The sequence below is a fragment of the Radiobacillus sp. PE A8.2 genome (genome assembly GCF_045635475.1).
GTDB lineage: Bacteria > Bacillota > Bacilli > Bacillales > Amphibacillaceae > JBJGXI01.
In genome coordinates this window covers 1-12,250 of record NZ_JBJGXI010000079.1, presented here as the reverse complement: position 1 = coordinate 12,250, position 12,250 = coordinate 1, and the positions used below count along the sequence as shown (strand labels likewise).

The 12,250-nt window shown below is 35.8% G+C and carries 18 protein-coding genes; 5 read left to right on the top strand and 13 right to left on the bottom strand.

What is annotated here, in order from left to right; all coding sequences use genetic code 11:
* Positions 1-222 precede the first annotated feature (222 nt).
* A complete protein-coding gene (locus ACI6MV_RS24165) occupies positions 223-432 on the top strand; it encodes a hypothetical protein (protein WP_407272877.1) in 210 nt (69 codons plus the stop codon).
* Positions 433-464: 32 nt separating this feature from the next.
* Here ACI6MV_RS24165 and ACI6MV_RS24160 read toward each other — a convergent pair whose 3' ends face one another.
* The 4 genes from ACI6MV_RS24160 to ACI6MV_RS24145 form a co-directional block, all read right to left on the bottom strand.
* Positions 465-1,340 carry an NAD-dependent epimerase/dehydratase family protein gene (locus ACI6MV_RS24160; protein WP_407272876.1) on the bottom strand — a complete coding sequence of 292 codons (876 nt, stop codon included), beginning with the start codon at positions 1,338-1,340 and terminating at the stop codon, positions 465-467.
* Between the two features lie 59 nt (positions 1,341-1,399).
* Positions 1,400-1,966, bottom strand: coding sequence for a GNAT family N-acetyltransferase (locus ACI6MV_RS24155; RefSeq protein ID WP_407272875.1), 567 nt, complete (start codon positions 1,964-1,966; stop codon positions 1,400-1,402).
* A 174-nt stretch (positions 1,967-2,140) separates the two neighbouring features.
* Positions 2,141-2,326 carry a hypothetical protein gene (locus tag ACI6MV_RS24150; protein ID WP_407272874.1) on the bottom strand — a complete coding sequence of 62 codons (186 nt, stop codon included), beginning with the start codon at positions 2,324-2,326 and terminating at the stop codon, positions 2,141-2,143.
* A 38-nt stretch (positions 2,327-2,364) separates the two neighbouring features.
* Positions 2,365-2,760 (bottom strand): hypothetical protein, encoded by a 396-nt coding sequence (locus tag ACI6MV_RS24145; protein ID WP_407272873.1) that lies wholly within the window; start codon positions 2,758-2,760, stop codon positions 2,365-2,367.
* Between the two features lie 299 nt (positions 2,761-3,059).
* Here ACI6MV_RS24145 and ACI6MV_RS24140 point away from each other — a divergent pair, with 299 nt between their 5' ends.
* The 3 genes from ACI6MV_RS24140 (at position 3,060) to ACI6MV_RS24130 (ending at position 4,101) form a co-directional block, all read left to right on the top strand.
* Positions 3,060-3,383 (top strand): ArsR/SmtB family transcription factor, encoded by a 324-nt coding sequence (locus tag ACI6MV_RS24140; RefSeq protein ID WP_407272872.1) that lies wholly within the window; start codon positions 3,060-3,062, stop codon positions 3,381-3,383.
* Positions 3,384-3,454: 71 nt separating this feature from the next.
* Positions 3,455-3,691, top strand: coding sequence for a hypothetical protein (locus ACI6MV_RS24135; RefSeq protein WP_407272871.1), 237 nt, complete (start codon positions 3,455-3,457; stop codon positions 3,689-3,691).
* Between the two features lie 164 nt (positions 3,692-3,855).
* Positions 3,856-4,101 carry a hypothetical protein gene (locus tag ACI6MV_RS24130; RefSeq protein WP_407272870.1) on the top strand — a complete coding sequence of 82 codons (246 nt, stop codon included), beginning with the start codon at positions 3,856-3,858 and terminating at the stop codon, positions 4,099-4,101.
* A gap of 147 nt (positions 4,102-4,248) precedes the next feature.
* Here the strand turns inward: ACI6MV_RS24130 and ACI6MV_RS24125 are convergent, their stop codons facing one another.
* The 5 genes from ACI6MV_RS24125 to ACI6MV_RS24105 all read right to left on the bottom strand — a co-directional run bounded on the left by ACI6MV_RS24125 (position 4,249) and on the right by ACI6MV_RS24105 (position 8,442).
* Entirely contained in the window at positions 4,249-5,361 is a 1,113-nt protein-coding gene (locus tag ACI6MV_RS24125; RefSeq protein ID WP_407272869.1) for a DUF1835 domain-containing protein, read from the bottom strand.
* Between the two features lie 12 nt (positions 5,362-5,373).
* Positions 5,374-6,102: an alpha/beta fold hydrolase gene (locus ACI6MV_RS24120; RefSeq protein WP_407272868.1), complete on the bottom strand. Its 729-nt coding sequence runs from the start codon at positions 6,100-6,102 to the stop codon at positions 5,374-5,376.
* 151 nt (positions 6,103-6,253) lie between these two features.
* Positions 6,254-6,865, bottom strand: a complete 612-nt coding sequence (locus tag ACI6MV_RS24115; RefSeq protein WP_407272867.1) for a transglutaminase-like domain-containing protein — start codon at positions 6,863-6,865, stop codon at positions 6,254-6,256.
* 27 nt (positions 6,866-6,892) lie between these two features.
* On the bottom strand, positions 6,893-7,606 hold the full coding sequence (locus ACI6MV_RS24110) for an alpha/beta fold hydrolase (RefSeq protein WP_407272866.1): 714 nt from the start codon (positions 7,604-7,606) through the stop codon (positions 6,893-6,895).
* A gap of 71 nt (positions 7,607-7,677) precedes the next feature.
* Positions 7,678-8,442, bottom strand: coding sequence for a nucleotidyltransferase domain-containing protein (locus ACI6MV_RS24105; RefSeq protein WP_407272865.1), 765 nt, complete (start codon positions 8,440-8,442; stop codon positions 7,678-7,680).
* Between the two features lie 181 nt (positions 8,443-8,623).
* Between ACI6MV_RS24105 and ACI6MV_RS24100 the strand changes: the two genes are divergently transcribed.
* Positions 8,624-9,769, top strand: a complete 1,146-nt coding sequence (locus ACI6MV_RS24100) for a DEAD/DEAH box helicase (protein ID WP_407272864.1) — start codon at positions 8,624-8,626, stop codon at positions 9,767-9,769.
* A gap of 38 nt (positions 9,770-9,807) precedes the next feature.
* On the opposite strand, the gene ACI6MV_RS24095 is transcribed toward ACI6MV_RS24100, so the two are convergent.
* The 4 genes from ACI6MV_RS24095 to ACI6MV_RS24080 all read right to left on the bottom strand — a co-directional run.
* Positions 9,808-10,902, bottom strand: coding sequence for a metallophosphoesterase (locus ACI6MV_RS24095; protein ID WP_407272863.1), 1,095 nt, complete (start codon positions 10,900-10,902; stop codon positions 9,808-9,810).
* A 23-nt stretch (positions 10,903-10,925) separates the two neighbouring features.
* On the bottom strand, positions 10,926-11,492 hold the full coding sequence (locus tag ACI6MV_RS24090; RefSeq protein WP_407272862.1) for a GNAT family N-acetyltransferase: 567 nt from the start codon (positions 11,490-11,492) through the stop codon (positions 10,926-10,928).
* A 6-nt stretch (positions 11,493-11,498) separates the two neighbouring features.
* Positions 11,499-12,011, bottom strand: a complete 513-nt coding sequence (locus ACI6MV_RS24085) for a P-loop NTPase family protein (RefSeq protein WP_407272861.1) — start codon at positions 12,009-12,011, stop codon at positions 11,499-11,501.
* A gap of 11 nt (positions 12,012-12,022) precedes the next feature.
* Positions 12,023-12,250 (bottom strand): GNAT family N-acetyltransferase (locus tag ACI6MV_RS24080; protein WP_407272860.1); only part of this gene is annotated, 228 nt, incomplete at its 5' end.

Here is a 12,250-nt window from a genome sequence, read left to right as displayed (position 1 = left end):
GTGGGAGTGTCAAATGCTCCCAATGTTCTTCTTTAAGCTCATGAATAGATACGCCCATTCCTTGATCCCCCGTAAATTCCTTTTTGATAATCAATTTATATCACTATACCCTCTATTAATCAACTTTTTTTGATTAAACGGTTCATGATCTTCGTAAAACTCGTCTCTGACTGATAAAATAAATGATAGATTATTCACATTTAAATTCGGAGGTATCGATAGATGGTTATAAATCATGCAGGAAATTTAAAAAAGGATCATTTCATCTCTTATTTGAAATTAGTTATGAATAGCAGGGAATGTACAATTGAACAAGCTAAAGTAATTACTATTGAACTTTTCTTTAACAACGATGAGAATGCATTCGGAAAAGAAACATATCAACAATTCCTGTTAGCTTATAACATATTGAAAGAACAAAAAAGTCATTAGCCCATGTTGCTTATACATAGGCTATTGACTAATTATTTTACAGCAATTGTATCAATTAACGAAGGCAGCCACGATCTCAATTCTTTGAATGGATATCCTATTGATTTTGCTTTCTGGTTATCCATTGTCCAAGATGAAGGTACGTTATATGGTGATTCATTTTTTTCATCTTGTGTAGCTGCTAGCACCGCTTTATTTCCTGTACTTTCTTCAATTAGCGATAGCAATTCTCGTAACGTAATCGAACCATTTGAACACGCATTAATTGGTCCAGTAAAATCAGTTTGTCCCATCCACGCTAAAAAGTCACCTGCTTCAGTTTCTGGAATAAAGTTCATAGCTGATGATAAATTCGTAAAAAATATCTCCTGCTTTTGTGATACTTTGTTAACATGAAATAATAGGCGCTCCGTATAGTCATTAATTCCCATCACAATAGGAATTCTTACCGCCACAACCTCAAACGGTGCTCGTTGAAAGAAAACCGCTTCCGCCTGACGCTTTCCCTCTTGATAAGAAAAAGCCTCCCGATCACCACGGATGATTTCATATGCATAAGGATCAAAATCCTCTTCCTTCAGCGCAGTTGGTTTCCCATCATACACGGATAAAGTTGATGTTAAGATATACCGATCAGTTACACCACTGAAAACTTCAATCGCTTCCATTGCATCTTCACTAGAGTAACAAATCTGGTCATACACAACATCCCATTTGGTTGCCTGTAGTTCTTCTTTGTAAGCATCAAGATTGCTTCTATCAATCTTGATTCTACTTACCCTGTCACCAAATGGGTCAGATGTCTCCCCTCTTGTCGCTACGGTCACATCAACACCTCTTTGTAGCAGTGCTTCCACCAAATGTATACCGAAAAATCTTGTGCCTCCTAAGACTAATGCTTTTTCCATTTGCACACATCCTTTTTATTATTTTAAAAAGGCACCCTAGTTAGAGCGCCTTTCTACTATCATATATTCGCTTTTTTCTCGATCCAGTCCTTCCTAGTTATTCCCATCGCATAAACATCATGAAATGCACCGAACCGAAAAATTTCATCTCGAAGTGTTCCTTCTATTATAAAGCCACACTTCTCATAAGAACGAACTGCAGCTTTGTTAAATGAGAAAACGTGCAGTTTGATTTTATTTATGTTCATGTAATTAAAAATAAAATCTACTAACGTTTTCATCGCATCGGTTCCATAACCATTCCCTTGATATTCTGGACCAATCGAAATCCCAACATTGCAAGAAGCATTCTTCCAATTAACAAGATAAACGGCAATTGAACCGATAAATTGATTACCATCAATTGTTTCAATGGCAAATGTATAATCATCTTTATTTGCACTTATTTCATTTAGAAAGCTGTTATGATCTTCCTCAGTTGGTGGAAACGGCGTTTCATCATTCATTAGAAGTCTGCTTTCCATAACATCCTCTATTTGCATGAAAGATTGATAATCTTCTTTTTTAAGCTTTCTTAACATTATGATTGTACCCATTAATAGTGATTTACTGTACTGACTAATCAATGTTATTTCCCCCAAGTTTAGTTGCGGGGTAGCAGTTAAGGGTTTACTTGCTGTTCCATCGCAACGTTTTATTATAGTTTGTTTGTAAAACGTCAACTGCACTTGCCGAAATCATAAAATTCATCCCTTCAATATCGATAGTTTAATATTATAGTTCTCCACAATTTTAATCAATTATAATTTTTCGTCCGTTTGATTTTTCTCATCTTGCTTTAATTTTAAGATCCGCTTGAGTGTCGCATGGATATTTTGTAAAGTAATCAATATGATTCCTAACATAACAAAAGTAACAATCTCACCTGTAAAAAACGATACAATTGCTAGCACACAAGCATACAAGGTTGATAACCAATTTGGCATATTTACACTCCTAACTTATTACGATTGTACGTAAACTATTATTCTAGTGGTAACTGCAGTGTCACACCATAAATCACATCAGAACCGACATAGCGACCCGATATACCATCCGCATAAATGGCGTCTAAATAATAACCAAGTTCAAGAGCTTTTTTTTGATTGCTTTTAAATACAAGATTGTAACTAGGAGATCCCGCATCATGTGAAGAAACCAATCCAGTTCTTGAATTATCTAACTCCTTCATAAGTTCTTTTATAAAAGTTGTGTCTGTAATTGTATCTATTAATTCATCTGCCTGATGATTATAAACCTCTATACTAGTTACACGTTCATTAAATTCTAAATTACTATTTGGTGGAAAAATTGCTAACATGATAAAAGCTGCAATAATCAAGACTAACATCGTTATTAAAACAGTTTTCTTGCCAGGCATACGTATAATTCCTTTCTTATTTATACATCAGAAGATTTATATGTAGTGTTCTTTTTATATTATCACCAAGTATAGTGAACAACAAAAGAACCGCTTTCTATTGATACTTGCTGTCTTTTTCAATATAACGTTAACCATAACTTTGATCTTATGTTATTACTTTAATGAATGTCATAATACTAATGTCTAGCCATTCGCATCTAAATTGATACTGTGCTGCTTTCAATATCTGTGCACTTAGAAATTTACTCACTTCTTATGATTGACTTTTAATAACACCTGTAATAAAATTATTACATATGAAAGATATATTATCTGGTGACACGTTACTTAAAATTCTGGAAGCATTATCAAACCCGTATCGACTAAAAGTTATTTCAATTCTTCACAACGAAAGACAGTATGTTAGTCAGCTTGCTAGAGAGTTAGGGATTAGCAGACCTTTGCTATATTTACACCTACAAAAGTTAGAGGACGCCGATCTTATTAAAGGCAACCACGAAATATCCTCTGACGGAAAGGCGATGAAATACTATGAGGTTAACTCTTTTACACTAGAGTTAAGTGAACAATTAATCGCAGATCTTGCAAGTAGTGTAACGATAAAAAAGAGAAAGGAATGAAAACTATTACGGTTGTATAGATAATGAGAAAGGGGGAGTTTAAAATTCAAATCTCATCTACCGACACTAGTATGACAGACATTATATTTCAATTAATTGGATTTGCAACTTTGTTTATTCCTATTATAATAATTATTTTCGTTATTGTTTACGTTATCAAAATAGTTCGCCGTACCGAGCGTCGGGCAGACGAAAGACTGCAAATTGATAAGGACAATGCAGCTTTACAACAACAACAAATGGCAGCGATTAATGTATTAAATCAACGTCTAAAAAATATAGAAGATACACTTAAAGAAGTTGAATGACATGCTTTCTATTGAACTTCTGCATGATTATTTATTTGGCATGCTGCAATTGTTAGCTTCCGTTTGCTAGAAAACCTAGAATGCAAAATCATTTTCAAACTACATATAGAAGAATTCCAAGTAAATCAAATCAAGATTCTAAATCAAGAAAGGGTAGTTAAATTATGGTAACTTCTTTTAATATTTTAAATATATTAATAGCAATAGGAACTATGCTTGTTCCAATTGCTATCGTGATTTTTGTAATTATATATGTTAGCAAAGTTGTTCGCCGTACTGAGCGACGAGCCGAAGAAAGGCTGCAACTAGATAAAGAGAATGCAGCTTTACAACAACAGCAAATGACAGCCATTTCGGAATTAAATCAACGACTACAAAAAATAGAGAATACGCTTAAAGAAGTTGAATGACACGAATCTCGAAAACGCTCAGCACTAAAATTGGCTGAGCGTTTTTGATCCAGAGCAATCTAATTATTTAAGACATGATTGTTTGTATGATACTCCCTTCATTTACCTGGAATTAGGTATTCTTCTTCATACTTCACCGCTCCTATACTATAATCGTAGCCTAACACTATAATGCCACATAGATTTTGGAATTCCTTTTAATTCAAATGTGCCATTGTAGACTAAAGCTCGAATTCTAAATTCTAAATAAAAGGCATCAATAAAATAATCGGTATGTTCTAAAAGGCTACCAATCAAAGCTCCTACTTTAATAAACTCTCGTCCTTCTTTTTCTACATGCAATTTTTCAAGTGCATTAATGATTATGTGATCATGGTGCTGCTCTGGTACGTTTTCAATTTTGTTATTCAACCATATCCGGAGTACGTTTTTTGATTGTGATAGTGTTTCCCATTCGTTTATCAGCCTATTGCGATCGAATTGTGACAACGAACTGGCCTGCTTGGATTGCTCTATGAGGATTCTAAACTGATCTGGGTGAATATGGTTGGAATGGAAGTTAGCTTGTTGATTGTCTGTGAAGTTCTCTACGGTATTTGTAGCGTTAATTATAAAAATGTCATTTGGTTTTTCACGCAATACATATAGAATAAATCTCATTCCAATTTGCTCATCAGCATTATCGGCAGTCCAAATATAAATCGGTGCCTCATCGGGTATGTCTGATATTTCTAGAAGCGTATTCTTGAACTGGTTTTGGTATACATGGTCATCCTGCTCCAAATTTATATTTTCATAAAACCATTGATTTCGCAATGCTTGTCCTTCTGCATCTTCCAGCTTCCAAAGTGGACCTATGGAAAAGAACCCTTGAAAACCAATAACCTTCTTTGGACGGTCTAACGCCACCCTTAATGAACCTGCTGCAGCATCAGAAGAAAGAATATGAACAGGGATTACTATATTATCAGAAGGTTGTTTAGATTGAGCTTTCTTTAACTGTATTTGTTTATTAATTATGTCTGTCATCTGATTTCTTGCTTCTTGATTTACAAAGTATCCCCTTCCTCGCAATGGTTCACTTTTCTCATGATCAAACATAGCAAAATCTTCAGTATTACTAATCTCGAATGTTTCCCAATCTCCTGTTTCAGTTATGTCATTCATAGTTAAATAATGTAACGTTTCTATTTTATAAACAAACACAACATGTGGTGCAATTAGAAAATAAATATATGGGTACTTCGTTCTCGTTTCCACAATTAACAACCCCTAACTCAGCTTAAATTCATCCCCAATAAAATCTCTTAGCATTTCCTTCAACACATGTGGTTTATCCAGCCTAATATAGTGTCCACTCTCTTTTACTTTTTTAAAAGACGAGTGGTTAATCAGTGCAGTAATTTGTTCAATTGGCCATGATGGGCGGATATCATTTTCAGCTACAACGAACAGACAAGGCAGGCTCAACTGTGAAATATCGCTCAGCAAAGAAGGGCTTTTTATGTACTGCCTCCATGAATCAATTAAACTACGATGCACAATTTTATTTACCGGAAATGAAATATCAGGCACAACTTCCATTTTCTCCGTTTTCCCTCGCACATATGCTTGCTTCCAATCCCGATCATTCTGAATACCAGTCCCCGCGATAGAAACAAACTTCAATACCGATTCGGGATAGGAAAGCGCGTAGGCAAGCGCTACATCCGCTCCCCAAGAGTGTCCAATAACGATCCACTTTTCTATATCGTATGCTTCGCGGATTTTTTCCAAATCCTGCAGGGTAGTATTGATACCATAGCCATTCTCATCGTTGCTCGAACGTCCACACCCTCTAGGATCAAACATAATTACCTTGCTGATATCGTCGATTAGTTCAGAAACAGGATGCATATAATTGCAGATGCCAGGTCCGCCGCTTATCAAAATTACAGGAATGCCGTGTCCCTTTTTTGATGTCCATAGCCTACTATTTTCTGTGTTAATATACCTTTCCATTTATCACCGACCATTCCTTCCATCAATTTCACTTAAATCAATAATCTATATGTAAGCTGATTAGTCAATTCCATAATACTTATCTTAACCAAACACAACCACATATAGTTGGATTAAACCATTTTAAAGTATATGTGTTTGTGTTTGGAAATTATAAAATTTTCTCTGGTAGATGATGTTTATACATTTCTATCGCATCGTTATTTTCTAGTAATGTATCAATCGTTTTGGAGTTAGGTGTCGTATAAATAGTTGGATAGTCCTTCTCGTCAAACGCTTCCTGCACCGTAAATGCTAATATCTCTTTATCTACTGAAAATTCAGCTTGCACACCTGGCTTGTTACCACGAGCATCTAATCGTATCCATTTATTTAAAGTGCGGAGATAAATACCATTCAAAGCATGAAGGGAATATCCTTTTTCAGGTGTATCGAATATCATCAGCCGTTGATAACAAAAGCCCGTCGGTATTCCTTCTGAGCGTAACAATGCCGCTAACAAATTGGATTTTGCATAACATATCCCATGCTTGTATAGAAGCACATCAGAAGCTTTACAAGTTACTCGCGACCCTTGAAAATCCCAAGAATGAGATATTTGATCTCGAACAAATTCAAAACAACGTTTCACTTTTTCGATTTCCGATTGTTCAGCGTGAAATAATTCATTAGCAGTTTTCTTCACTAAAGGATGGGAGAAATTCACAACATCAATCTCCGTTAAATAATCGCCCAATTTATTAGATTCTGGAATCAATTTCAATGAAGCATCTCCTCATTATTTTTAAAATCAACTATTTCCTTCTTCCATAAACACTTCCAAGATACGTGTATAAATCTCCGGTTGCTGACTATGTACTAAATGGGAAGCAAAAGGAATAATAGAAACATGGATGTGATCGTTTAATTGTGGATAGCTAATCGCACCCTTTGTTTCGGCCTTATTGCCCTCTCCAACCATATACAGTGTCGGAAAATTAATGGCAGCGACATCTCCGGTTTCTTCAAATGGATACCAGTTCTCCTCTCGTCCCATGTAAATAAACTGTTTCCAATCCGCAGCATGAACACTATTAAAATAGTTAACTGTCTCTTCATCCTGCAACAATTGTGCTTGGAATTCCACATCCTCTTTATGCATTTCCAACCAATTATCGGGCTTTTTATGTAAAATTCCGGAAAGCGTTAAAGTTTTAATTCGATCAGCATTCCTTTTTGCAAAAAACAAGCCAACTATAGCACCTAAGGAACAACCAACAAGATGAACTTTGTTTAGTTTATAGAAATCGAGTGTTTCTAGTAAATCTTGTGCACAGTCCTCAAAATAATTAGAAAAATCCGTTGTTTCCGATTTACCATGTCCGCGTAAATCGGGAACAAACACCTTATAGTTATGCTTGAAATATTCCCTTTGGTGCTCGAAATCAGTCATCCCTGATTGTAATCCTGTGTGCAAGAAAACGACGGCTTCTCCATCCCCGAACATTTCTGTATGTAATAGCAAAACCATTCCCCCATTCTAAAATGTATAATATATAATAATACCATATTTTACTATCCGGAGACCGCCACTTATCAGAATGTTTTGTGAATCATTGTTTCTAGAAACGCTGCTGTGCTTTCACGATTTTCAAGGTTAGACAGGATCCATTCGGTTTCATTTGCCATCAATGCACAAATCAACATTACCCCTTTCTTGTGATTGTTTGGGGTTAAAAATTGCAATATGTTGTTGATTCTCACTAATATCTCTTCTGACAAAGATGTTTCTAACGCTTTCAATCCAAGCTGCGCCCGTTCAGGTTTATAACGGTGCAGCAACACGCGCGCTACATGTATCATCGCATGATGCAACATGCTAACAGACCATAGGTCATTACCCCTGTCTGCTGATTTTTTATACTGGAAAAGGAACCACGAGACATCATTAACATCGTCTTGAAATTCTGCGCTCGATAATGTTAAATGCTGTGTTTCTTTATACTTATCTAGCAGGTGATTGGGATCAAACAATACCTTTATATAATCCTTCTCTACATATGTATCTTCTGTCACCGTGAATAAATCGACATGCACCATATTATCAAAAACAGCAATAATTTGTGGCGCAATGATAAAAATATCATCATAAAACAGTAAAGCACGATAAGCCCGTAAATGTTCCAAACGATTTTTCAGAAAGCTCTGTTTATCTTGTTCTTCAACTAAACAGTAAAGATCCACATCCGAATACTGGTCATGCTCCCCTCTACCCATCGAACCTTTCAAAAATATTGCCTGGACCAAATTGTCTCTTGTCAAACTAGCAACTATTTGCTCAACAGCCTCTTCCTGCACCATAGCTCTCACCTCATTCAAATAAATATTACGCCATTGTATAACAATTCCAACCTTATGCGCAATCATTATTAGCAAAATAATAGTTAAATTTGTGTTAGTATGATATTACTGGTAAAACGCGTCACATAAATATAGTTCATTCTCACAAACTAACCTTACCTATAATAAAGGAGCAATATACATGGAAAATTTCACTTTACAAGATATCGTAGCGGATGCGAAACCATTTCTGCAATCTGCTTGGAATAAATCTGGATTTGAAAAGCCTACCGCTATTCAAGTGAAAACAGCAGCATTCATTACAGAAGGCAAGGACGTTATCGCCGAATCCCCAACAGGAAGCGGGAAAACTTTAGCCTACCTAATGCCGTTATTACAGCGGATTGACCACAATAAAAAGGATGTGCAAGTCGTTGTACTAGCATCCTCGCACGAGTTAGTTATGCAAATTAACCAAGAAGTTCAAAGTTGGTCCCAAGACAGTGGCATTAGCAGCGCAACCTTGATTGGTGGTGCAAACGTTAAAAGACAAATAGACAAATTAAAAAAGAAACCACAATTAGTAGTAGGGACACCAGGAAGAATTCAAGAGCTAATCAATCAAAAAAAATTAAAAATGCACAATGTGAAGACAATTGTTCTTGATGAAGCGGATCAACTGCTTGTACCGGAACATCTTTCTACTATTCAACAAATCATTAAAAGTACGTTAAGCGATAGGCAGCTATTGTTATTCTCAGCGACACTTTCCGGCGTAATTGAAAATAATGCCAAAGGTATAATGAATGATCCTGAAATTATTCGAGTAAGTGCGAAAGATGTAGACCGGCCAGTCACCGATTACATTTATTTTGTCAGTGAAGCACGAGATAAAATAGAGTTTCTTAGAAAGCTTGTAAGAAACCACGATATGAAAGCACTAGTATTTGTAAGAGATATTAACACCCTTTCTGTACTAGCAGAAAAACTTGATTATATGGGGATCGCATCTGGTGTACTTCATAGTGACACGAAAAAGCAAGAAAGAGAAAAATCCATTAAAGAATTCCGCGAAGGTAAATCAGAGCTATTGTTAGCGACAGATGTAGCTGCAAGAGGACTCGATATTCCGGATTTATCACATGTTATTCACATGGATTTACCTTTAGAAAGCAATCAGTACATCCACCGCTCCGGAAGAACTGGTAGACTAGGTTCAACTACAGGCACCGTTATATCGATTGTTACAGTTGCAGAGGAACGAGAATTAAAGAAATTTGCTCGTAAATTAGATATTACTGTCATAAAAAAGGAGCTCTCTAGAGGAAATATTATTGATATCAAATAACAAAAAGTTGTGCCTACAATTGTAAGCACAACTTTTTTTCAGAACACGGTTTTACTAACCCACCCTGTGTTTCCATCTTTTTTGATTAAATTAAAACCCGTGCAGCTATCATCAATTACAGAAACAATGTCTCCTATATTAACACTGATCTGCGTACAAGGTATAGCAGATTTTGCTATGTACTTTCCAAATTCATTCTGTTCAATATACTCATTTTTCACGTAGAGGAAACGACTTGATTCTGGTTGTTCACATAACGTAAAATGTTCATTTTGTTTAACGGGAATTATTGTATAATCGGGCCAATTAATCGATCCAGTCATCGATGGATCTGCAGTAAATTCCTTTATTACCGTTTTGTAATTGGCGAGATAATCGGTATAGACATGGGAATAATCATCTTGGTTAACTCCATGTTGAATGATAAAGGCATTTAATTGCCCCGTTGATTTAATAACATTCCCACCGTCAATCGCGATGATTTTCTTCTCGTGATCAATAATAGGATTATAGGTTGGAACATCTGTTGGATAATTAATGACAGGCCAATGTCCAACAACGACATATTTCTGCGCACGGTGTAATTTGTCCATGAAAGCAGGTATCGTCACCGCAGTTTCTCGATCTGTGTTTTTCCAGTTGTCGATCTTATCTAGCCCTGCATGAACGAAAATATAATGCTCTGTTTCGATTGCTGTTGGCAAGTTAGACACCCAGTCTAATTCCCTTGAATAGTGCCGTGTCAATAGTTGCTTCACTTCTTCTATTGTTGATTGTTGAGAGACAGTATAATCTAACTCCGCAAGCCACTCGTTAAAGATTGATTTTTGTCTAGCAAGTAAATAATCTATTAACTTCGGATTTTCATTTATAAGCTCGTCCACAAGTGTGTCACAATTTCCTTCTGTAACATGAACCTTTGGATTGTGATTGACAAGGTCCATTACATAGCTTACAACACCTTTGCTATTGCTACCCTTTTCACAGAGATCGCCGTTGATAATTAAATAATCGTCAGCGTTAAAATCAACCTTTTTCAGTAGCTCTTTAAAAAGCTCCAACTCACCATGTATATCAGAGATAACGATGACTCTTGTATCGCTAGGAATAGTTAGTTGCTTTATTTTCTTCATATGTAACTCCTCGCCTTTCTAACTCATATCGTGTCGATTTCTTCTTGTAAGATTGAATACATTTTTAGATTATGATGCTTTCCTTTAGCAAGTAAAGCTTTTCTAACTGTGCCTTCATAACGCATACCTATCTTCCTCATCACGGTCTCAGATCCGATATTATCGACAAAGCACCTTGCTTGAATTCGTACCAAATTCATCCTTTTGAAACCGAAATTCACCACTTCTATTGCAGCTTCCGTCATTATACCTTGAGCCCAATACTCCTCAGAAAGCACGTATCCAATTTCTCCCACTTTGTTCTTCGTATCCCAATCAACAAAATCTATTGTTCCTATTAATCTATTATTTTCTTTTAACACAATGCCCCAACACGCAAGGTTTTCATCCTCATATTCTTGTAAGATGAAATCGATAAACGTTTGCGTATCAGAAAGAGATTGATGGCTATTCCAGGTTACAAATTGTGAAACAGCATCATTTGAAGCATAGGTAAATATATCTTTGGCATCTTCAGCACGCACTTTTCTTAAAACTAGGCGCTCTGTTTCCAAAACAGGCAGGTTAGCACAAATATCCTTTTTCTTCACGCAATCTCACCTCTTATCTAATAGTCTACGTAACTCCCCTTCATTTCGGATTACTACAAACTTATCATTATGAAGATTCATTTGTTTGATAACCGCAGGCTTACTAACAATTTCAAAATAATTATTCCATTTAAACATTTTAATAAAAATTCGAAATGTTGGTCTGTAATTTGATCTTTCTAATCTAAGTATTTGGAGAACGAATCGTTTTATTATGCGATAAATTCTTATGGTATATCTTGTATCTAAAAAGATGATCATTTGTGCATGCTCAAAACTTGATTTTACCCAATCTCCGTTGTGGACCCCTTCGATGATCCATGTATCTGAATTGATGATCGTGCGCAAGATGGTTTCTCTTTCTTTTTCCGTGCGTCTTATATCTCCTGTTTTATTTCTTTTCCAAACTACGTTATCTAGTTCATAATAAGGAACATTATATCTAGACGATAAGTTTTTTGCCAAGGTTGTTTTTCCACTAGCTACTGAACCTATAATATGTATTTTATTAGCTACCATCCGTTCACCATCTATATGTTTTTATAAACAAACGCTCTATATGATTCAAAACCATGCTTTTGATAGAAGCCTATAGCAGCTTCATTTTTGCACCAATAATCTAGCTCCACCAGTTTAATCCCTTTGTCACTGGCGATTTTGTATACTTCATCCATTAACAATGAACCGTAGCCACTTTTTCTGTTTGATGAATTCACACTAAGTTGATGTACGTACACAGATGAATAACCCTTTTTAAA